Source organism: Paenibacillus phytohabitans (assembly GCF_013141775.1).
Classification (GTDB): domain Bacteria; phylum Bacillota; class Bacilli; order Paenibacillales; family Paenibacillaceae; genus Paenibacillus_AQ; species Paenibacillus_AQ phytohabitans.
In genome coordinates this window covers 136,965-156,514 of the sequence record NZ_WHOB01000016.1, presented here as the reverse complement: position 1 = coordinate 156,514, position 19,550 = coordinate 136,965, and the positions used below count along the sequence as shown (strand labels likewise).

The following is a 19,550-nucleotide window of genomic DNA, read 5'->3' as shown; positions in this document are numbered from 1 at the left end:
GTATGCCTTTTACCAACCTGGAAGGGAAGATGACAATATGCCGGAATTGCCGGAAATGGAGAATTACAGAAAGCTGCTGAGCCAGCATTTAATAAATGTTCCAATTACGGGGGTAACCGTTAACAGAGAAAAAACAATCAATATGGAGACCGCGGATTTCGTGAACGGTCTGGTTGGGGCGCGTGTTGTGTTCGTAGAGCGCCGTGCCAAGCATATCCTTTTCCATCTGCATGACGGCAGAAGACTGCTGCTTCATCTGATGCTGGGCGGACTTTTGTTCTATGGGACAGAGGAAGAGCGTCCGGACCGGACTACTCAGGTTGAACTGGCTTTTGGAGAGCATATCCTTTATTTCATGGGCCTGCGCCTGGGGTATCTGCATCTCCTGTCTGTTAAGGAAAGTGAAGCGGCAATGGGTAAGCTTGGACCGGAGCTGCTGGACCGGAGGATGACGGCTGAACGCTTCGCCGCTCTGCTCAAAGGACGCCGCGGTGCGCTGAAGAGTCTGCTGGTCAACCAGCATGTTATGGCTGGAATCGGCAATTGTTATGCCGACGAGATTGCCTTTGAAGCAAGACTTCTGCCGTCTACGCTCGTTCAGAATCTGTCACCGGAGGCAGTAACCCGGCTGTATGACAGTGTGCGAAAGGTATTGACGGAGGCAACCGAGATTGGCGGTTATATGGAAATGCCGTTCATGACCGGAGATACGGTTACCGGTTCTTACAACGATGCTTGTAAAGTGTATGACCGCGGCGGCGAACCCTGCCTGCGCGGTGGGGGAACGATTATCAAGACAGAGCAGTCCGGACGCAAGGTATTCTATTGCCCGGATTGTCAGCATGACGCTTAATCCCGGTATAGGGGCACATGTCAGCATACGCGGCGGATACGGGCAGGCTGCCCGGTCCGCCAGGGAGAGCGGTGCGTCATGTTTTCAATATTTTCCGAAGAATCCGCGCAGTCTGAAGCTTAAGCCGGTTGACTACCGGGATGCGCATAGCTGTGCCGGTTATTGCCGGGAACAGGGAATGGTCTCCATTGCCCATACCCCTTATCCGACCAATCTGGCCGCAGATTCCGCAGGCAGAGCCGTTATGGCTGCTTCGCTGCGCAATGATCTGGAGATCGCCGAGGCTTGCGGATCACTGGGCATTGTGGTGCATTTTGGCCATTTTGCCGGAATGGAGCCATTACAAGGCTATCAAAATATTATACAATGTATAAATGACACCCTGTCAGGATGGGAAGGCCAGACAAAGCTGCTGATCGAGAACATGGCAGGCAATCACGGCCATGAAGGCATGACGCTGGAAGAGCTGGTCAAAGTCCGTGAACTGAGCCGCTATCCGGAGAAAATCGGCTTCTGCTTCGATACCTGTCATGCCTTTGCATCAGGGATTTGGAATCCGCAGCATACTGATGAGCTGCTGCAGAGGGGAGAAGCACTCGGCTACTGGCCACATCTTGCTGCCGTACATCTGAACGACTCCCTGTTCCCCTGCGGCTCCCGGCGGGACAGACATGCTCAGATCGGGCAAGGCCATATTGGCGTGAAGGCGCTACGGGAGCTGCTGACCTCTGTTCCCCTGCGCAAGGTGGCAGCGATTGCGATGGAAACGGAAAAAGGGCCTGACGGCACTCACAGGGCGGAAATTGCTCTAGTCAGGCATTGGTTTGAAGCGGAGGATGAATCGTGATGAATATATATATGGACGATATGAGAAGACGGCCTTCCGGTTTTGCACTGGCCAGAACCACCGGAGAGTGTCTGCTGATGCTGCGCAGCGGCCCGGTCGATATTCTGTCGCTTGATTATGATATGGGCCCGGAGGATTTCTGCGGCGGTGAAGTGGCCAAAAGGATGGTGCTCGAAGGATTATTCCCGCGGGAAATCTATCTGCACACCTCCAGCCTTGAGGGGCGCAAGGAAATGTACGAAATCTTGTATCCGGCCGTGCCTGCCGGCACACAGCTGCACAATGGCCCGCTTGGGCTGGAGAGGCTGCAGGAAATTGCTGCAGGAGCGGCGGCTGGATGAAGGATATGAATCAGGAAGAACTGATGGAGCTGCTCGGAAGGCCGGGAGAACCTCTTGTAGTGTTCTTGTATACCCCGCTGTGCGGGACCTGCAAGGCCGCACGTCGTATGCTGGAGGTTGCGCAGCATCTGCTGCCGCCCGGACTTCTGATTGCTGAGGGCAACGTAAATATGCTGCCCGGACTTGTAAACACGTACCGTATATCCAGTGTGCCTGCACTGATGGTAGTGCCGGCGGACCGCCGCGCTGAACCGGAAATCTTTTATTCAATGGGCTCGGTAGAACGGGTACTGGATTACATAAGGAGAGTGACCTCATAATGATATCTTTACAACATCTTTCCCTGCGCAGGGAACAAAGCCTGATTCTTGATGATGTATCTCTGGAAATGAAGCAAGGCGAGAACTGGGTAATTCTCGGACGTAACGGCTCCGGTAAAACCACTTTGCTGGAAATGATGACCGGGTACCTGTTTCCAAGCAAGGGTTCTGTTGAAGTGCTGGGCTACAAATTCGGCCAGTGTGATGTACGCGAGGTGCGCAAGGAAATCGGCTATATTGGTCCGTCCCTGATGGAAAAGCTCTCGCTCAGCGATCCCGTATGGGAAGTCGTCGCAACTGGCGCTTATGCCTATTTGCGCTTTTATCAGGCAATCCCGCAAAGTGTGCAGGATCAGGCGCTGAAGCTGCTGGACGATATGAATCTCAGCGAACTGGCGTACCATCCGTTTGGTACCCTGTCCCAGGGGGAACGCAAGAAAGCGATGCTGGCGCGCTGCCTGATAGCCGAGCCCAAGCTGCTGATCATGGACGAGCCTTGCGCCGGCCTTGATCTCTACGAGCGTGAGAAGATGCTGGCCGAGATCGACAAGCTGAAGCAGCGCAATGTGGCTGTAGTGTACGTAACGCATCATGTAGAGGAGATTGTACCGCTCTTCACCCATGTAGCGCTTATCCGTGACGGGAAGCTGGCGGGAGCCGGTCCCAAGGAAGAAGTGCTGACTAGGGAAATGCTGATGGACACTTTCGACATACCTGTTGATGTTGAATGGGATAGCGGCCGTCCCTGGATAAAAATAAGACCTGGAGGCACATCGATTTGAATGATTTTACGCAAGAACCCCTCGAGCCAAACATGGCACCTGATGAGAAAATAATTTCAAGATACATCTGCACCGCGAATCACGGCTTTGCTCCCTATGCACAAGAGGAGCTGCGCCGCTTGTTCGGAGCGGTGAAAAGTACATTGCTGCTGCCGGGTGAAGTGTTCCTGGCAACGCTGGAGGCAGAGCCTGAAGAGGTATCGCGGATGCTGGCACAGAACCTGCCGATCTTCCTGCGGCACATCCAGCCGGTGCAGTTCCAGGACACAGGCGATATGTCTGCTATGGACAGGCTGGCCGTATACTTAAGCCGGCGGACAGAGCTGGAGGGTGAGAAGGTCTCGCTGCATGTCCGCAAGGGCAGCACGTCCTTCTGGGAAGACAGCCCGGGAGAGCTGCGGGAGTGGCTGCAGGGAAGGCTTGACAGTCTGGGTGCAGAATTCACCGTGCAGGATCCGGCATGGGTGGTGTCCGTATATGCAGATGGAGAAGCCCTTTATGCCGGTGTATCCCGGCCGGAAGAGAATCTCTCCAGCTGGAACGGCGGGATGATCCGCTTCCGCAAGGAGGACGGGCAGATCTCACGGGCTAAGTTCAAGCTGATGGAGGCGGAGAAGGAATTCGCCATTCCGTTCTACAGCTTCAAGAATGCGGTGGATATCGGCGCTTCCCCGGGCGGCTGGACCTCGTTCCTGCTGGAACGCGGTCTTAAGGTAACCGCTGTGGATCCGGCCCTGATGCATGAATCGCTGCGTAATTATCCCGGACTCAAGATTCTGCGTAAAAATGCCGGGGAGGTCAAATTCCGCGAGAATGAATTTGATCTGCTGGTCTGCGATATGAGCTGGAGTCCCAAGCTGATGGCGAAGCTGGTCACCGGACTGCTCCATAGTCTGACTCCGGGCGGGACTGCCATTGTCACGGTGAAGCTGATGCATAAGAAGCCGCTGGCAATGATCAAAGAGATTATTGCCATGTTTGAAGGTGAACGGATGCAGATTCAGCGCGCGAAGCAGCTGTTTCACAACCGCGATGAAATAACACTTTATATGATTAAATATTAATTAGGTTCATGGATAAAGGGAAAGCATCCCGCTATCTGCACCGCCGGCTTCATGCCGGTACCAGGTGCTGACGGCGGATGCTTTCCCTTTTTTGTGTGACAATAAGGAGGAAAAAAGATGAATGTAACAGGCAAGCTGACAACCGGACAAATCCTTGGAGGACGTTACTCTATTACCGGACTTATCGGTACAGGAGGAATGAGCCGTGTATATCTGGCAGAGGATTTGCGGCTGCCGGGAAAGGAATGGGCGGTTAAGGAAAGTGTGATACGGGAAGGGGGCGGGCATCGAATTGGAGCTATCCAGGCAGAAGCAGAGCTGCTGATCTCACTGAATCATCCTAAGCTGCCCAGGGTTGGCGATTTCTTCCCGCCGGACCGTGACGGCTATAGTTATCTGGTGATGGATTACATTGAAGGGGTAACCCTTCATCAATCCATGATTGAGCATCCGGCAGCCCTTACGGGAGGGCGGATTATCAGCTATGCCAGGCAGCTGCTGGAGGTCCTGCAATACCTGCACAGCCATCATCCGCCGATCGTATACCGTGACCTGAAGCCCTCCAATATTATGCTGACCGGGCCTTATGAGCTGCTGCTGATTGATTTCGGTATTGCGCGTAAGCTGAGAACCGGATCTGATGAAGATACGGAGAAGCTGGGCACCGCCGGCTTCGCTGCCCCGGAGCAATATGGCAGTGCACAGAGCAGTCCGCTGTCTGACCTGTACGGGCTGGGTGCGCTGCTGCTGTACATGGCTTCCGGCGGACAATTCAGCAGCTGGCAGCCGGGAATGGAACGGAGGCTGCACGGCAGCATTCCGGACCGGTTGATACCGGTAATCCGGCGCCTACTGCGTCATCATCCGGAAGAGCGGTACGGCAGTGCCCAGGAGGTGCTGTCAGCGCTTGAACCGCTTGAAGCCGAAGCCGCAGAGCTGACAGCGCCGGAGCATAAGCCGGATTTACAGGCCGCTTCTGTTAGGCTGCAGTCCCGGCAGACCTTAGTAGTGGCTGTGCTGGGCGTAGCTCCGGGACTGGGGACAACGCATACTTCACTGGCTGTGAGCCATTATTTGTCGCGGACTGGCCACACCGCCTGGGTGGAATGCGCTCCTGATGCGCAAGTATTTAATCGTATTAAAGGAATGGCAGAAGTGCCTGAAAGAAGTGCCATCCATGGTGGAGTGATGCCGGAGCATCCCTTTACCTGGAACAACGTAGATTTCTGGAAGCTTGCGCCTGCTGACGGACTGCCTCAGCGGACGGGGGAGTCGTATTCCTTCGTGGTTCTGGATCTGGGGACAGGCGGTTACGAAGGGGCCCTGGCAGCCTTCACGGCCAGTGGCAGGCCGGTGCTGGTGGCCTCCGGTGCGGATTGGCGGCTGGAGGATACGCTGCACTGGCTGCGCCGCAGCGGTCTCGCCCCTCAGCCGGACTGGCGGATCTGTCTGCCGCTGGCCGGCGGTTCAGCGGCAGCGCTTCTGGCTTCTGCTTTGGGACAGGCCAAAGTGTGCAGTCTGCCGCTTCAGCAGGACCCTTTTCAGCCCAAAGGGAAGCTGGGTCAAGCGGTTGGAGTGATGCTTGGACTGGGAACGGACAAACGATTTTCTGCAAAAAATAGTGGAATATTTCAGAAAAAACGTTGAAATCACTACTTTTTCTGCGTGTTTTGCAGGAATTAGGCTTATTTTCTATTTCGGCGCAGGACATAGGTGTGCTAGAATGGAGTGATGTATGTGCTTAACCCGTTTCGTAATATTTATAATATAGACAGGAGCTTGCGGAGAATTTATGAGTTTACTTACTGTAGAAGACGTTTCCCACAACTTTGGGGACCGGGTATTGTTCAAGGATGTATCTTTCCGCCTGCTGGATGGAGAGCATGTAGGAATTGTTGGAGCTAACGGCGTGGGCAAGTCGACGCTGATGAATATTTTGACCGGTAAATTGTTGAAGGACAGCGGCAAATTAGAGTGGACTCCGCGTGTCCGTTACGGCTATCTCGATCAGCATACCCAGCTTACGGCAGGCAAAACGGTACGCGATGTGCTTAAAGATGCCTTCCTGCCGCTGCTGGAGCTGGAGGCTGAAATGCTGGCCATTACTGATAAAATGGGCGACGCCACTCCCGAAGAGCTGGAATTGCTGCTGGATCAGATGGGCACGATTCAGGAACAGCTGGACATCGGCGACTTTTATATGATTGATGTGAAGGTGGAGGATATGGCGGGTGGCCTCGGCCTGTCGGCAATCGGTCTGGACCGGGACGTAACCAGTCTGAGCGGGGGGCAGCGGACCAAGGTTCTGCTGGCGAAGCTGCTGCTGGAGAAACCGAATGTGTTACTGCTCGATGAGCCTACCAACTATCTCGATGTGGAGCATATTGACTGGCTGACCAATTATCTGAAAAATTATCCGTATGCCTTCATGCTGATCTCCCATGATACGGAATTTATGAATAAAATCGTGGATGTGATCTATCATCTGGAGTTCTCGAAGCTGACCCGCTATACGGCCAACTATGAGAAATTCCTGGAAATGGCGGGGATGAACAAAGCCCAGCACATTGATGCCTATGAGAAGCAGCAGGATTTCATCAAAAAGCAGGAAGATTTCATCCAGCGCAATAAAGCGCGGGCTTCCACATCGGGCCGGGCCAAGAGCCGCGAGAAGCAGCTTGGACGTCTGGAACGGATTGACCGTCCGGAAGAGGCGATGAAGCCGACCTTCCAGTTCAAAGAGAGCCGGGCCAGCGGGAAGACCGTGTTCGAAGGAATTGACTTCGAGATTGGTTATGATCGTCCGCTGCTGCCAAGCAAGCTGAATATGATGATTGAACGCGGAGAGAAGATTGCTATTGTCGGGTACAATGGTGTCGGTAAATCCACGCTGCTCAAAACGATTCTAGGCGTAATCCCGACCTACAGCGGCAAAACCTATCTGGGGGATTACCTGAGTTCAGCGTATTTCCAGCAGGAAATGAAGGCGGAGAATATTACCCCGATTGAAGATGTATGGAATGAATTCTCAAGTCTCACCCAGAATGAAGTACGTGGCCATCTGGCACGCTGCGGACTGAAGAATGAACATATTACCCGTCCGCTTAGCATGCTGAGCGGTGGCGAGCAGGCCAAAGTACGTCTGTGTAAGCTGCTGATGCGTGAGAGCAACTGGATTCTGTTCGATGAGCCTACGAATCACCTTGATATTGTTGCCAAGGCAGAGCTCAAACGGGCGCTGCAGGAATACAAAGGGACGATTCTGCTTGTCTCCCATGAACCGGAATTCTACGAGGACTGGGTAACGAAGGTATGGAATGTGGAGCAGTGGTCTGCTCAGACTGTATAGATGAATTACAACATCCGGGGAGGAGCGCTGCAAGGCGCTGTTTCCCGGATTTTCATAATATAGAGTGATAAACGGAATAAATATTTTCTATTGGATAAAGGGGGCTGTTCAGGAATGGGTCCTAATGACAATGACAAACCGGCTCCGGCATCAGCGGCGGGACGGGACGGAAGGTATTCAAGACAGGTCCGCTTTACTCCGTTCGGGGCTGCGGGTCAGCAGGGACTGGCGCGTTCAAGTGTGCTGATAGTAGGAATGGGCGCACTGGGTACAGGGATTGCCGAGACTTTGGCGCGCTGCGGGGTAGGCCGGCTCATCCTCGTGGACCGCGATTATGTAGAGTGGAGCAATCTGCAGCGTCAGCAGCTGTATACGGAAGAGGATGCCCGTCTGCGGATGCCCAAAGCGGCTGCGGCCAAATCCAGACTCATGGAGATTAACTCGGAAATCGTGCTTGAAGCCCATGTGCTGGATGTGCGTGCAGAGGAGATGGAGAGCCTGCTTCCAGGGGTGGATCTGATTATGGACGGGACGGATAACTTCGACACCCGGCTGATCATGAATGACCTGGCGCAAAAACACGGCATTCCCTGGATCTATGGCGCCTGTGTCGGAAGCTACGGAATTACATACACCATCCTGCCGGGTGAAACGCCCTGTCTGAATTGTCTGCTGGGTACTATCCCGCTGGGCGGGGATACCTGTGATACGGCCGGCATTCTGCCGCAAGCTGTGCAGATGGTTACGGCAAATGGAACAGCTGAGGCGCTGAAGCTGCTCGGCGGGTACAAAGAGAAGCTGCGCGGCAAGCTGCTGACATTCGATATCTGGCAGAGCGAGCAGCAGGAGATTGGCGTCAAGGCGGCGAAAAAGGTAGACTGTCCATCCTGCGGTGAACATCCGGTCTATCCGTATCTGTCGGCAGCTAACACAGAACGCAGTGATGTGCTCTGCGGCCGGGACACGGTGCAGATCCGTCCGGCGCAGCGCCGGAGCCTCAATCTGCAGGAGACTGCCGCCCGCCTCTCCAGGCTGAATAGCGGCAAGGTAGAGAGCAATCCGTATCTGGTTTCCTTTACAGAGGAGCCTTACCGTATGGTTGTGTTTGCCGACGGGAGGGCATTGATTCATGGAACCAGTGATATTGCTGCGGCACGCAGCTTCTATCACCGGTATTTCGGATAACGAAGGAGGGATAAGATGAAGAACGGAACAATCAGGCATATGGCTATTTTTACATTGAAGCATGCCCCGGACTCTGCGGAGACTGCAGCCTTCCTGCGGGACGGAGCGGAGATCCTCAGCGCCATTCCGGTAGTGGAGAATTTCGAGGTGCTGCGCCAGGTCAGTGTGAAATGTGACTTCCAGTATGGCTTCTCGATGGAGTTCGAAGACCAGGCGGCTTATGATGCCTATAATAGCCATCCCGAGCATCAGGCATTTGTTGCCAAACGCTGGGAGGTAGAGGTAGCCGATTTCCAGGAGATTGACTTCGTGAATTAATCGTCCGTAGCCTAAGCAAAGTAAAGCAAAGAGACCATTCCCTGGAATGGTCTCTTTGCTTTACGGGAACTCTAAGCTTCATCTGCGCCGGTACAGCCGGTGCAAAGGTGGAAGGTGGGGGACTTCATTGTGAATGAAATCATTGCCTGGTATGCGCCCGGTCCGGCGCCGGAGGTGCGGGAATCTGAGGCGGAACGCAAGAAACGGGAAGAGGGTCGTGCGGAGCTTGAAGCCGCAATCCGTGAGCTGGGTATGAAGACAGCAACAAGCGGAGATGTAGAGAATCTTCGCTTGCTGCTGTCTGGTCAAGAACCAGTGCTGCTGCTCGCAGAGCTGGGTGAACCCGCAGGCTGGTCAGGCTGGAGGGTAGTGTCAGAAATGCGGGAAGGGGGGATGGTTCTGCCTGTAATGGTGATATCCGGAGGGGATGAAGAGGCGCGTGGTCCGGCAGCTGTATCAGCTTTTGATGCAGGAGGCAATGAATATATGGCGGGGCCTGTACATACCGGTGAGTTCAAATGCAGGGTGCTCAATCTATTGAAGCTTACCGGACGCCGCAGAGGAGCGGCTTCGCTGCTTAAGGTGGATGGCTTATTGCTCGATCCCAGCCGCCGGCAGGTAAGCCGGGACGGAATAGAGCTGAAGATGACCCCCAAGGAATTCGACCTATTGTACTATCTTGCCGTTAATTTGGGTGAAATTTGTCCAAGAGACGAGATTTTACAGCAGGTATGGGGGTATCATTTTCACGCTGACACTAATGTGGTGGATGTCTACATCCGGCATATCCGTATGAAGATAGACAAGGGCCACCGGAATAAACTGATACATACGGTACGCGGAACCGGATATGTACTGCGGGCGCCGGAGAGCGGTGTCACAGGTTAGGGAATACTTAACTGACTCTCCGGCTTTTTTGAGAACCGTGCTATGGACTTGCAACAAATCGTGAATGAAGCACGTTTAGTAAGAGAGGGCTGATCAGATGCGTCTATAGTACGCGGCGTGCTTTCAGGTAGGTTTTTTTCCAGTTGCCCGAATTCAGATCTGAAATCGTTACTCCAGGTGAACCGTAAGTGTGAAGAATTTTGCCGTTGCCTGCATAGACTGCTACATGCGTTACATTCTTGCCTGTTGCCCGGCTTCCGCTGGAGAAGAACACCAAATCGCCGACACGCAGATTGGCCTTGCTCACGGATGATCCGACTTTGGATTGGGCTACGGAAGTACGCGGCAGGTTAACGCCATATTTCTTGAAAATATATTGAGTAAATGAAGAGCAGTCAAAGTATCTTGTAGTAGAAGTGGATGCACCGAACTGGTAGCGCGTACCCAGATATTTTTTGCCGAAGCTGACAATACTTGAGCCGGTTGAAGATGCGGATACGGATTCTGCTGTGACAGCGGAAGAGGATACGGATGCGGCAGCAGCAGGGGCTGTGCCTGCTCCGGTAGCCATTAGGGTGCCGAGCCCGATTGTTGTGCACATTCCAATAGCAATTGCTTGCTTAAACCATTGTTGCTTATTCATGTAGTAATACCTCCCAGGTTTGTGTTTATCTTTCTAGTGTCTTTCTCTGATTCGTAGTATAGCAGGTTATCTATTTCCTAAATTATGGAGTAGAGGCTTCAAATGCAGGCTGGGCCTAGGTTGTAAGCGTTTTATTAAAATCTCATTAAAAGTTACAAAATATTAATATTTAGCTAAGAACAGGCATAGAAAAAAGCCGGGAAACCCTTACTGTGTAAGGAGATTCCCGGCTTTACATTTTTGAAACAAAGGTTACAGTGATGTCTCTAAAAACCTATGTAATTAGTCCTTGCTCTGGATAATTAGCAGGAGTCCGCTCTCAATGGCAACCGTTCCGCTAGCGGCTGTTAGCACATTACTTACGGCCAGAGACTGGCCTAGCTTAAGGGTGGCATTCTCCAGCGGATATTGAAAACCCTGCAGCGTGATTCCCGTAACCTCCGGTGTCAAAGGCAGTAGAGAGACATAGGTATACCCGCGTTCCTCGACTACAGCATGCGAGCCGGTCAGCGTAATATAGTTATTCGCATCCATGATAGAACAGGCGACCTGACGCTGCAGTGCCCGGGTCATCATCTGGATACTGGCCAGTGTATGGTCCATACGGGTTCCGGTTACACCCATAAGGAGAATGGACTCAGGCTGTGTATTCAGGGCAAGATCCAGCGCCATTTCACTGTCCGTCAGGTCCTTGTTGACCGGATCACAGCTGATGGTTTCCTTGCTTCCCGCCTGGATCAGCAGCAGCGCTTCGGGGGAGACGGAATCGAAATCTCCGACGGCAATATCAGGTGTGTATCCGTGATCAATCAGGAAAAGAGCCCCCCGGTCCGCTCCGATAATAAAATCCTCTTCATCTAATAGGTGCAAACCATCCGGTGATAGCTCACCGCCTGCAAATATGACAACACGCCCAGATGGCAATATGATCCCCTCCTTGTTGTGGCTATTAAGTTAGTCACCCTGAACAGTATAATGCAGTTTGAAAAGTTGTACAATTGCTGCCATAACGCTAAAATGAAGACAGATGCATTTCGCTGCAAGAATTATCTGCGGATTGGAAGGCATAAATGGTCACGGGAGGTGAGAGAGATCGTAAACGTGTTATTCGTATGTCTGGGCAATATTTGCCGTTCTCCGATGGCTGAAGCAGTTCTGCGCCACAAAATAGAGCAGCGGCATTTGTTCAGTCAAATCACTGTAGATTCAGCCGGAACCGGAGACTGGCATATCGGCAAGATGCCGCATGAGGGAACAAGAGGGATTCTGGATCTGCATGGAATCAGCTATGAGCACATGACAGCCCGGCTGGTGAGCGGCGAAGATTTTGAGAAATTTCAATATATAATCTGCATGGACAAGTCCAATGGGGACAATGTTCGCAAAATTCCCGGAGGCGAGAAGTCGGAGCTGTTGTTCTTCATGGATCTGCTGCCGGACGAGGAGCTTCGTGAAGTGCCGGACCCGTATTTTACCGGAAATTTCGAGCAGGTATATGATCTGGTGAATGCCGGCTGTGAAGTGCTGCTGGAACGTATTATTACCGAGAAGCTGGAGCAGGCATAGATCCGCAGCTAGGCCGGTTGCCGTCCTTACATTTAAGGACGGGCATCGTATGCCCGCCCAGTACTGAAAGCGCACTCACCTGCACAACATACATAAGTTCGGAAGATGTTCACTTTTTAGGCCTTAAAAGCTGTTTCAGCGGTTGAAGAAATAGAGTAATGATTCCGGTAGCTCTTTTTGCCAGAATCCCCAGAGATGGCGGCCGTCTTTCTCACGGTAGGATACGGTGGCTCCCCTTGACTCCAGCATCGCTTTGGTTTCCCTGTTCATTTCTACGAAATCGTAGATTCCGGTATCAGTCTTGTAGTCTCGCTCCTGCAGACCGACGACCATATTGATCTGAAGCCACGAGAGATCATCTTCCTGTTCCAGCTGCTGCCGGGTTTCGGGGTAATAGGCGCCGGAGAGGCTGAGCACACGGTTGAATAAGGCCGGATAAGCCAGGGCAAGATGCAGGGAGACACTGCCGCCCAGGGAATCGCCGGCGATGATTCGTTCTTCCGGCGTACGCCGTACAGGATAATTATGTTCAATGAAGGGAATAATCTCTTCGGCGAAGCATGCAAGGTACTGCTTGAAGCGGCTGCCAAATGGAGCGTACTCTTCGGTGCGGACAGCTACGTTCACTTCAACACCCACTATAATGAAGGGATCCACATCCTGCTCCAGAATCAGCTGCCCGGCAAGTGTGGCGATCCGGCCGAAGTTGAAGAATTCTTCCCCGTCCTGGCAGTAGACCACCGGATAACTGAGGACTTCGTTATAGCCGGGAGGAAGATAAATGCGCAGCTTGCGTTCCTCCTGCAGGTGCTCGCTCCACAGTGTTTGTTTCACTATTGTACGTTTCAGAAAAACAGGTTCGCTCATTGTCCAATCGTCACCTTTCGTGTCGGATTTTGCATTAGACTAAGTGTTACGTTAAAATTACCCAAGCGGCAAATGTGGGATATATCATTTACTTGAATAATATCCTTCTATCTGTTATAGGATATTCCAAAGCCTGTTATACATACAAAATTTATGGAAACATAAATTTTATGCGTATTTCTTTGACGAAACAGCTACAACAGGTGTATAATAATTCTATAACAGAGACCACTGATATTCAAATTTTTTTATTGAGGTGAAGATAATGACTAGAGTTCCTTATGAAGTGTATACAGAGGACGTTGAAGCCCTTTCGGTACTTTCCCCGGATGGAGAAGTTATCAACAAGGAAATGATGCCTGATCTTACGGATGACCAACTGAAAGAAATTATGTACCGTATGGTATTTACCCGTACTTGGGATGACCGTGCCGTCAACCTGGGCCGTCAAGGCCGTCTCGGCTTCTATGCACCGGTATCCGGTCAGGAAGCTACGATGATCGGCAGCGAGTTCGCTTTGCAGAAGGAAGATTTCGTCTGCCCGGGCTACCGCGATATTCCACAGCTGGTATGGCATGGACTTCCATTATATCAGGCTTTCCTGTATTCCCGCGGACATCAGCACGGCGGACAGATTCCTGAAGGCGTAAATGTACTTATGCCGCAGATCATTATCGGGGCACAGATCCTGCATGCTACCGGTATTGCAATGGGCTTCAAATTGAAGAAACAAGCTAATGTAGCTATTACTTATACAGGTGACGGCGGTTCATCCGAAGGTGACTTCTATGAAGGCCTCAACTATGCAGGTGTCTTCAAACTTCCTGTCATCTTCTTTGTTCAGAACAACGGCTATGCGATTACAACTCCGTTCGCGAAGCAGACGGCAGCTAAATCGATCGCCCACAAAGCGGTTGCAGCAGGTATTCCGGGAATCAAGATCGATGGTATGGACGTGTTCGCGGTAATCTCCGCTGTTCAGCAGGCTGCTGAACGTGCCCGTAAAGGCGAAGGCGCGACATTGATTGAAGCCGTAACTTACCGTTTCCGTCCACATTCCCTGTCCGATGACGCCAGTAAATACCGCTCCAAGGAAGAAGAAGGACAATGGAATGAGAAAGATCCGATTGCCCGTCTTGCCAAGTACCTGGAGAAAAAAGGCCTTTGGACCGAAGAAGACACTCTGCGCGTAAGAGAAGAAGCGAAAGCAACTGTGAACGAGCAGATTAAAAAAGCAGAACAGACCGAAAAAATGACCATTCCCGGCTTGATCGACAGCATGTTCGAGGTAACTCCGAAACATCTTGAAGAACAAAAAGCCGATTTTGAATAAGGGGGATATCAGGCAATGGCACAGATGAATATGAAAGAAGCAATTCGTGACGCAATGCGCGTTGAACTGACTCGTGACCCCAATGTTCTTATCTTCGGAGAGGATGTTGGTAATGTAGGCGGCGTGTTCCGTGTAACGGAAGGGCTGCAAAAGGAATTTGGCGAGGAGCGTGTCTTTGATACTCCGCTGGCTGAATCCGCAATCGGAGGCTTGGCTTTCGGTCTCGGCGTACAGGGCTTCCGCCCGATTGCCGAAATCCAGTTCGTAGGCTTCATCTTCGAAGCACTTGATCAAATCGTCATTCAGGCTGCCCGCCTGCGCTGGCGTTCCGGGGGCAGATATAATGCTCCTGTAGTCTTCCGCACTCCATTCGGCGGCGGCGTAAAAGCAGCCGAACTTCATACCGATTCCCTGGAAGGCCTGATTGCCCAGAGCCCGGGTATCAAGGTTGTTATTCCTTCCAATCCATACGATGCCAAGGGACTGCTGATCGCTTCGATCCGCGACAATGACCCTGTATTCTTCATGGAGCACTTGAACCTGTACCATGCTTTCCGTGCAGAAGTGCCTGAAGGTGAATACACCGTTGAATTGGGTAAAGCTAATGTAGTACGCGAAGGAACTGATGTCTCAATCATCACTTACGGCCTGATGGTACATACTGCTACCAAAGCGGCCGATCAGCTCGAAAAAGACGGCATCAAAGCCGAAATTATCGACTTGCGTACGGTTAGCCCGATTGATATCGATACGATTGTTGCTTCTATTAAGAAGACCAACCGTGCCATTGTAGTCCAAGAAGCACAAAAGAGCTCCGGCGTAGCCGCAGAAGTGATTGCTCAAATTAATGAAAAAGCTCTGCTGCATCTTGAAGCTCCTGTGCTTCGTGTAGCTGGCCCTGATACAATCTTCCCGTTCGCACAAATCGAGGATTCCTGGATTCCTACACCAGCGCGTGTCATTGCGGCAGTCAAGAAAGTAATGGAATTCTAAGAGAAATGACCTTGCCGTCCTTGCAAAAGGGCGGCACCCGTTTCTGCAATACATTGTACTGCTTACAAACTAAGCGTATGCAAACATAACTTTTAGGAGGTTATCAAGGTGGCAAAATTTGAGTACCGGTTCCCTGAGCTGGGCGAAGGTCTGCATGAAGGCGAAATTATCAAAATGCATATCAAAGCCGGCGACAAAGTAACCGATGACGATATCGTAATGGAAGTTCAGAATGACAAGGCAGTAGTAGAGGTTCCTTGTCCGGTTAACGGCACAGTGCTTGAAGTCTTCACCAAAGACGGCCAGGTATGCCGTGTAGGTGAAGTTGTGGCAATTATTGATGCAGAAGGCGAAGTTCCTGAACAGGAAGGCGGCCATCCTGCAGAACAGGCTTCCCAGGAAGCAGATGCAGCTAAGGGCGGAGCAGATACAACATCATCTCCGGCAGCCAGCAGCCCTGCAACAGGCGGAACCAGCAACTTTGAATATAAGTTCCCTGAACTCGGCGAAGGTCTGCATGAAGGGGAAATCATCAAGATGCATATCAAGGTCGGCGACAAAATCACCGATGATGATATCATCATGGAAGTTCAGAATGATAAGGCTGTAGTTGAAGTTCCTTCTCCTGTCAACGGTACAGTGGTAGAAGTGTTCACCAAAGACGGTCAAGTATGCCGTGTAGGCGAAGTAGTGGCCATCATTGCTGCAGAAGGTGATGTTCCTCAGCAGGAAGGCGGCCATGCAGAAGCGTCCGGTGCGCAGGCAGCAGCTCCTTCCCAGGCTCCGGCAGCAACGGCAGCAGCTCCGGCTCCTAACCGTGAAGTGCTGGCAACCCCAAGCGTACGCAAATTTGCCCGTGACAAGAGTGTTGACATCTCTCAGGTAAATGGCTCCGGCAAGAACGGCAAGATCACACTTGAAGATGTGGAATCCTTCCTGAAGGGCGGATCAGCAGCACCTGCGGCATCGGCTCCGGCGGCGGCATCTGCACCTGCAGCAGCAACAGAAGCTCCAAAAGCTAAGGCAGCAGCTGCACCGGCAGCTTCCGGCAATGCAAACCTTGAAGAAGAACGCGTACCATTCAAGGGTATCCGTAAAGCCATTGCCAATGCTATGGTTAAATCGGCATACACAGCACCGCATGTTACCATTATGGACGAAGTGGATGTTACTGAGCTTGTAGCCTTCCGCGCCCGCATGAAGCCTGTAGCGGAGAAGAAAGGCGTGAAGGTAACTTACCTTCCGTTCATCGTGAAGGCACTCGTTGCAGCTTCCCGTCAATTCCCTGCGCTTAACGCTATGATTGATGAAGCAACGAACGAAATTGTCTACAAGAAATACTACAACATCGGTATCGCTACAGATACAGACAACGGTCTGATCGTTCCTGTAATCAAAGACGCTGACCGCAAGAGCATCTGGATGATCGCAAGCGCGATTACAGATCTGGCAGTCCGCGGACGCGACGGCAAACTGGCTCCGAATGAAATGAAAGGCAGCACCATCTCGATCAGCAACATCGGTTCCGCAGGCGGTATGTTCTTCACCCCAATTATCAACTTCCCTGAAGTTGCGATTCTGGGTACAGGACGCATCACTGAGAAGCCGGTTGTTAAGAATGGCGAAATCGTCGCTGCTCCGGTTATGGCCCTGTCCCTGAGCTTTGACCACCGTATTATCGATGGTGCAACCGCTCAGAACTTCATGAATTACATTAAGACCCTGCTTGCAAATCCTGATATGTTAGTTATGGAGGTGTAATAAATGGTAGTCGGAGACGCTTCAATCGAAATCGACACATTGGTAATTGGTGCAGGTCCCGGCGGGTATGTGGCGGCAATCCGTGCCGCCCAGCTCGGCCAAAAGGTAATCATTGTAGATAAATCGGAACTCGGCGGCGTGTGCTTGAACCGCGGCTGTATTCCTTCCAAGGCGCTGATCTCGGCAGCTCATCAATTCGAGGCTGCTCAGCACGGCGAAGTATTCGGTGTTACTGCCGAGAACGTCAAAGTGGACTGGGCCAAAACCCAGGAGTTCAAAAACGGCGTTGTCAAAAGAATGACTTCAGGGGTAACCAGCCTGATGAAAGGCAACAAAATTGAAGTATTCAGCGGTGAAGCTATGTTCATCAGCACAAACGAAGCCCGTTTGTTCAATGATCATGAATCCCCGCGCTACAAATTCAATAACTGCATCATCGCAACGGGCTCCCGTCCGATTGAACTGAAGCCTTTCCCGTTCGGCGGACGCATTCTGTCCTCGACTGAAGCGCTTGATCTGCCGGAAATTCCGAAGAGCATGATTGTTATCGGCGGCGGCTATATCGGAGCAGAGCTTGGCCAGATGTATTCCAAATTCGGCACCAAAGTAACCATCATTGAAGGTCTGGACACTGTTCTGCCTGGCTTTGACAAAGACATGACCCGTCTGGTTGCCAAGAACATGGCGAAGACCGGTATTGAAATTGTGACTAACGCCAAAGCTGAAAGTGCTGTTCAGAACGACAAGGAAGTAACCGTGAAGTACTCCGTGGGCGGCGAGTCCAAAGAAGTGACTGCCGATTACCTGCTGGTAACTGTAGGACGTCGTCCTAACACTGACGGTGAACTGGGTCTGGATCTGATCGGTGTTGAGCTGGACGAACGCGGTCTGGTCAAAGTCGACCACCAGGGACGCACTAATATTCCTAACATCTTTGCCATCGGCGACATCGTTCCCGGTCTTGCTCTGGCACATAAGGCTTCTTACGAAGGTAAAATTGCTGCTGAAGCCATCTCCGGTCACAAATCGGTTGTTGACTACAAAGTTATGCCTGCAGTAGTGTTCACAGATCCTGAATGCTCCAGCGTAGGTCTGACTGAGAAAGAAGCGAAGGACAAGGGCTATGCTGTGAAGAGCGGCAAATTCCCGTTCGCAGGCAACGGCCGTGCCGTTTCCCTGAATGCTCCGGAAGGCTTCATCAAGATTGTGGCTAAGAGCGACAATAATCAGGTGCTCGGCGCGCAAATCGTCGGTATCGAAGCTTCCAACCTGATCGCTGAGCTGGGTCTGGCCATTGAAATGGGCGCTACGCTCGAAGATATCGCCCTGACGATCCACGCGCATCCAACCCTAGGCGAAATCGTCATGGAAGCGGCTGAGCTGGTAGAAGGACACCCGATTCACGTGATTAAATAATACCCTTACGCCTGCACGGGTAAGATCATAAGAGGATGTTTCCAAAGCCATGTTGAATGGTTAGGGAACATCCTTTTTTTGGATAGGGCAGATCTTGTGTAAACGGAGTCGGATTTTGCGTTTTTTCTACAGTTTAGTAAGTTACAAGGACGGTCAGCTCATGGTAAACTGGTATAAGAAAAAAAGAGAGTGGGGTGCGATACTGCTTGCGTAATTACTTGGATTTATTGCAGGATATACTGGACAACGGTACAGCCAAAGGCGACCGGACCGGCACAGGCACAGTGTCTGTATTCGGGCGTCAGCTCCGCTTCGATCTGTCGAAGGGATTTCCGCTGATGACCACCAAACGCATCCATCTGAAATCGGTGGTGCATGAGCTGCTCTGGTTCCTCAAAGGGGATACCAATACTTCTTATCTGAAGGAGAATGGAGTCTCCATCTGGGATGAATGGGCAGATGAGAACGGTGAGCTGGGACCGGTATACGGTTCGCAGTGGCGGGCCTGGGAGAGCAAGGACGGACGTCATATCGATCAGATTGCGAATGTTATTGAGTCGATTAAGCATAATCCGGATTCGCGCCGTCATATCGTCAGTGCCTGGAATGTAGGCGAGATTGAGCAGATGAAGCTACCGCCATGCCATTTTGTGTTTCAGTTCTATGTAGCGGGCGGGAAGCTCTCCTGTATGCTTACCATGCGTTCTGTGGACACGTTCCTGGGGCTTCCTTTTAACATTGCCAGCTACGCGCTGCTCACCCATATGGTGGCCCAGCAGACAGGGCTTGAGGTCGGCGAATTTATCTGGTCAGGCGGCGATGTGCACATATATACAAATCATATGGAGCAAGTGGCCACACAGCTCGCGCGGGAGCCTTACGCATTGCCGAAGCTGAATATCCGCCGGGTGCCTGACAGTATTTTTGATTATACGTTTGAGGATTTCGAGTTTACCGACTATGTCCATCATCCGGGGATCAAAGCGCCGGTTGCTATATAACCCTGTCCGGAAACCTAATCTAT

General features: G+C 51.8%; 20 protein-coding genes. 17 read left to right on the top strand and 3 right to left on the bottom strand.

Annotated features, from left to right (window positions below; genetic code table 11):
- Positions 1 to 37: 37 nt before the first annotated feature.
- From GC101_RS02375 to GC101_RS36690, 11 genes are all read left to right on the top strand, one after another.
- The gene (locus GC101_RS02375) at positions 38 to 853 is read left to right on the top strand and encodes an Fpg/Nei family DNA glycosylase (protein ID WP_076243008.1); all 816 of its coding nucleotides are present in this window, start codon (positions 38 to 40) and stop codon (positions 851 to 853) included.
- The gene (locus GC101_RS02370; RefSeq protein ID WP_171715952.1) at positions 843 to 1,700 is read left to right on the top strand and encodes a deoxyribonuclease IV; all 858 of its coding nucleotides are present in this window, start codon (positions 843 to 845) and stop codon (positions 1,698 to 1,700) included. Before GC101_RS02375 ends, GC101_RS02370 begins: the two co-directional genes overlap by 11 nt.
- Positions 1,700 to 2,041, top strand: coding sequence for a cyclic-phosphate processing receiver domain-containing protein (locus GC101_RS02365; RefSeq protein WP_216626445.1), 342 nt, complete (start codon positions 1,700 to 1,702; stop codon positions 2,039 to 2,041). Before GC101_RS02370 ends, GC101_RS02365 begins: the two co-directional genes overlap by 1 nt.
- Positions 2,038 to 2,361, top strand: coding sequence for a thioredoxin family protein (locus tag GC101_RS02360; protein WP_171715950.1), 324 nt, complete (start codon positions 2,038 to 2,040; stop codon positions 2,359 to 2,361). Before GC101_RS02365 ends, GC101_RS02360 begins: the two co-directional genes overlap by 4 nt.
- Positions 2,361 to 3,143, top strand: coding sequence for an ABC transporter ATP-binding protein (locus tag GC101_RS02355; RefSeq protein ID WP_171715949.1), 783 nt, complete (start codon positions 2,361 to 2,363; stop codon positions 3,141 to 3,143). Before GC101_RS02360 ends, GC101_RS02355 begins: the two co-directional genes overlap by 1 nt.
- A gap of 32 nt (positions 3,144 to 3,175) precedes the next feature.
- Positions 3,176 to 4,207: an SAM-dependent methyltransferase gene (locus tag GC101_RS02350; protein WP_171716273.1), complete on the top strand. Its 1,032-nt coding sequence runs from the start codon at positions 3,176 to 3,178 to the stop codon at positions 4,205 to 4,207.
- Positions 4,208 to 4,324: 117 nt separating this feature from the next.
- Positions 4,325 to 5,854 carry a serine/threonine-protein kinase gene (locus GC101_RS02345; protein ID WP_171715948.1) on the top strand — a complete coding sequence of 510 codons (1,530 nt, stop codon included), beginning with the start codon at positions 4,325 to 4,327 and terminating at the stop codon, positions 5,852 to 5,854.
- A 145-nt stretch (positions 5,855 to 5,999) separates the two neighbouring features.
- A complete protein-coding gene (locus tag GC101_RS02340; RefSeq protein ID WP_171715947.1) occupies positions 6,000 to 7,556 on the top strand; it encodes an ABC-F family ATP-binding cassette domain-containing protein in 1,557 nt (518 codons plus the stop codon).
- 114 nt (positions 7,557 to 7,670) lie between these two features.
- Positions 7,671 to 8,741 carry a ThiF family adenylyltransferase gene (locus tag GC101_RS02335; RefSeq protein ID WP_171715946.1) on the top strand — a complete coding sequence of 357 codons (1,071 nt, stop codon included), beginning with the start codon at positions 7,671 to 7,673 and terminating at the stop codon, positions 8,739 to 8,741.
- A gap of 15 nt (positions 8,742 to 8,756) precedes the next feature.
- Positions 8,757 to 9,059: a Dabb family protein gene (locus GC101_RS02330; protein ID WP_171715945.1), complete on the top strand. Its 303-nt coding sequence runs from the start codon at positions 8,757 to 8,759 to the stop codon at positions 9,057 to 9,059.
- 129 nt (positions 9,060 to 9,188) lie between these two features.
- Positions 9,189 to 9,947 carry a winged helix-turn-helix domain-containing protein gene (locus GC101_RS36690; protein WP_171715944.1) on the top strand — a complete coding sequence of 253 codons (759 nt, stop codon included), beginning with the start codon at positions 9,189 to 9,191 and terminating at the stop codon, positions 9,945 to 9,947.
- 103 nt (positions 9,948 to 10,050) lie between these two features.
- Here the strand turns inward: GC101_RS36690 and GC101_RS02320 are convergent, their stop codons facing one another.
- On the bottom strand, positions 10,051 to 10,590 hold the full coding sequence (locus tag GC101_RS02320; protein WP_171715943.1) for a C40 family peptidase: 540 nt from the start codon (positions 10,588 to 10,590) through the stop codon (positions 10,051 to 10,053).
- A 282-nt stretch (positions 10,591 to 10,872) separates the two neighbouring features.
- Complete coding sequence (locus tag GC101_RS02315; protein ID WP_171715942.1) at positions 10,873 to 11,514, bottom strand: thiamine diphosphokinase; 642 nt, start codon at positions 11,512 to 11,514, stop codon at positions 10,873 to 10,875.
- Positions 11,515 to 11,682: 168 nt separating this feature from the next.
- Here GC101_RS02315 and GC101_RS02310 point away from each other — a divergent pair, with 168 nt between their 5' ends.
- Positions 11,683 to 12,156, top strand: coding sequence for a low molecular weight phosphotyrosine protein phosphatase (locus tag GC101_RS02310; protein WP_171716272.1), 474 nt, complete (start codon positions 11,683 to 11,685; stop codon positions 12,154 to 12,156).
- A 135-nt stretch (positions 12,157 to 12,291) separates the two neighbouring features.
- Here GC101_RS02310 and GC101_RS02305 read toward each other — a convergent pair whose 3' ends face one another.
- Positions 12,292 to 13,023 carry an alpha/beta hydrolase gene (locus GC101_RS02305; RefSeq protein WP_042137844.1) on the bottom strand — a complete coding sequence of 244 codons (732 nt, stop codon included), beginning with the start codon at positions 13,021 to 13,023 and terminating at the stop codon, positions 12,292 to 12,294.
- 265 nt (positions 13,024 to 13,288) lie between these two features.
- Between GC101_RS02305 and pdhA the strand changes: the two genes are divergently transcribed.
- From pdhA to thyA, 5 genes are all read left to right on the top strand, one after another.
- Positions 13,289 to 14,356, top strand: a complete 1,068-nt coding sequence (gene pdhA / locus GC101_RS02300) for a pyruvate dehydrogenase (acetyl-transferring) E1 component subunit alpha (RefSeq protein ID WP_039299153.1) — start codon at positions 13,289 to 13,291, stop codon at positions 14,354 to 14,356.
- Positions 14,357 to 14,371: 15 nt separating this feature from the next.
- Positions 14,372 to 15,349 carry an alpha-ketoacid dehydrogenase subunit beta gene (locus GC101_RS02295; RefSeq protein WP_042137842.1) on the top strand — a complete coding sequence of 326 codons (978 nt, stop codon included), beginning with the start codon at positions 14,372 to 14,374 and terminating at the stop codon, positions 15,347 to 15,349.
- 108 nt (positions 15,350 to 15,457) lie between these two features.
- Positions 15,458 to 17,110, top strand: coding sequence for a 2-oxo acid dehydrogenase subunit E2 (locus GC101_RS02290; RefSeq protein ID WP_171715941.1), 1,653 nt, complete (start codon positions 15,458 to 15,460; stop codon positions 17,108 to 17,110).
- Between the two features lie 3 nt (positions 17,111 to 17,113).
- Entirely contained in the window at positions 17,114 to 18,526 is a 1,413-nt protein-coding gene (gene lpdA / locus GC101_RS02285) for a dihydrolipoyl dehydrogenase (RefSeq protein ID WP_039299144.1), read from the top strand.
- Between the two features lie 206 nt (positions 18,527 to 18,732).
- Positions 18,733 to 19,527 carry a thymidylate synthase gene (gene thyA, locus GC101_RS02280; protein WP_042137834.1) on the top strand — a complete coding sequence of 265 codons (795 nt, stop codon included), beginning with the start codon at positions 18,733 to 18,735 and terminating at the stop codon, positions 19,525 to 19,527.
- The last annotated feature ends 23 nt before the right edge of the window (positions 19,528 to 19,550 follow it).

Bases quoted from the DNA above. Each gene is read 5' to 3' on its own strand.
- GC101_RS02375 (WP_076243008.1), top strand. From the start codon at position 38: ATGCCGGAATTGCCGGAAATGGAGAATTACAGAAAGCTGCTGAGCCAG.
- GC101_RS02370 (WP_171715952.1), top strand. From the start codon at position 843: ATGACGCTTAATCCCGGTATAGGGGCACATGTCAGCATACGCGGCGGA.
- GC101_RS02365 (WP_216626445.1), top strand. From the start codon at position 1,700: ATGAATATATATATGGACGATATGAGAAGACGGCCTTCCGGTTTTGCA.
- GC101_RS02360 (WP_171715950.1), top strand. From the start codon at position 2,038: ATGAAGGATATGAATCAGGAAGAACTGATGGAGCTGCTCGGAAGGCCG.
- GC101_RS02355 (WP_171715949.1), top strand. From the start codon at position 2,361: ATGATATCTTTACAACATCTTTCCCTGCGCAGGGAACAAAGCCTGATT.
- GC101_RS02350 (WP_171716273.1), top strand. From the start codon at position 3,176: ATGGCACCTGATGAGAAAATAATTTCAAGATACATCTGCACCGCGAAT.
- GC101_RS02345 (WP_171715948.1), top strand. From the start codon at position 4,325: ATGAATGTAACAGGCAAGCTGACAACCGGACAAATCCTTGGAGGACGT.
- GC101_RS02340 (WP_171715947.1), top strand. From the start codon at position 6,000: ATGAGTTTACTTACTGTAGAAGACGTTTCCCACAACTTTGGGGACCGG.
- GC101_RS02335 (WP_171715946.1), top strand. From the start codon at position 7,671: ATGGGTCCTAATGACAATGACAAACCGGCTCCGGCATCAGCGGCGGGA.
- GC101_RS02330 (WP_171715945.1), top strand. From the start codon at position 8,757: ATGAAGAACGGAACAATCAGGCATATGGCTATTTTTACATTGAAGCAT.
- GC101_RS02320 (WP_171715943.1), bottom strand. From the start codon at position 10,590: ATGAATAAGCAACAATGGTTTAAGCAAGCAATTGCTATTGGAATGTGC.
- GC101_RS02305 (WP_042137844.1), bottom strand. From the start codon at position 13,023: ATGAGCGAACCTGTTTTTCTGAAACGTACAATAGTGAAACAAACACTG.
- pdhA (WP_039299153.1), top strand. From the start codon at position 13,289: ATGACTAGAGTTCCTTATGAAGTGTATACAGAGGACGTTGAAGCCCTT.
- GC101_RS02295 (WP_042137842.1), top strand. From the start codon at position 14,372: ATGGCACAGATGAATATGAAAGAAGCAATTCGTGACGCAATGCGCGTT.
- lpdA (WP_039299144.1), top strand. From the start codon at position 17,114: ATGGTAGTCGGAGACGCTTCAATCGAAATCGACACATTGGTAATTGGT.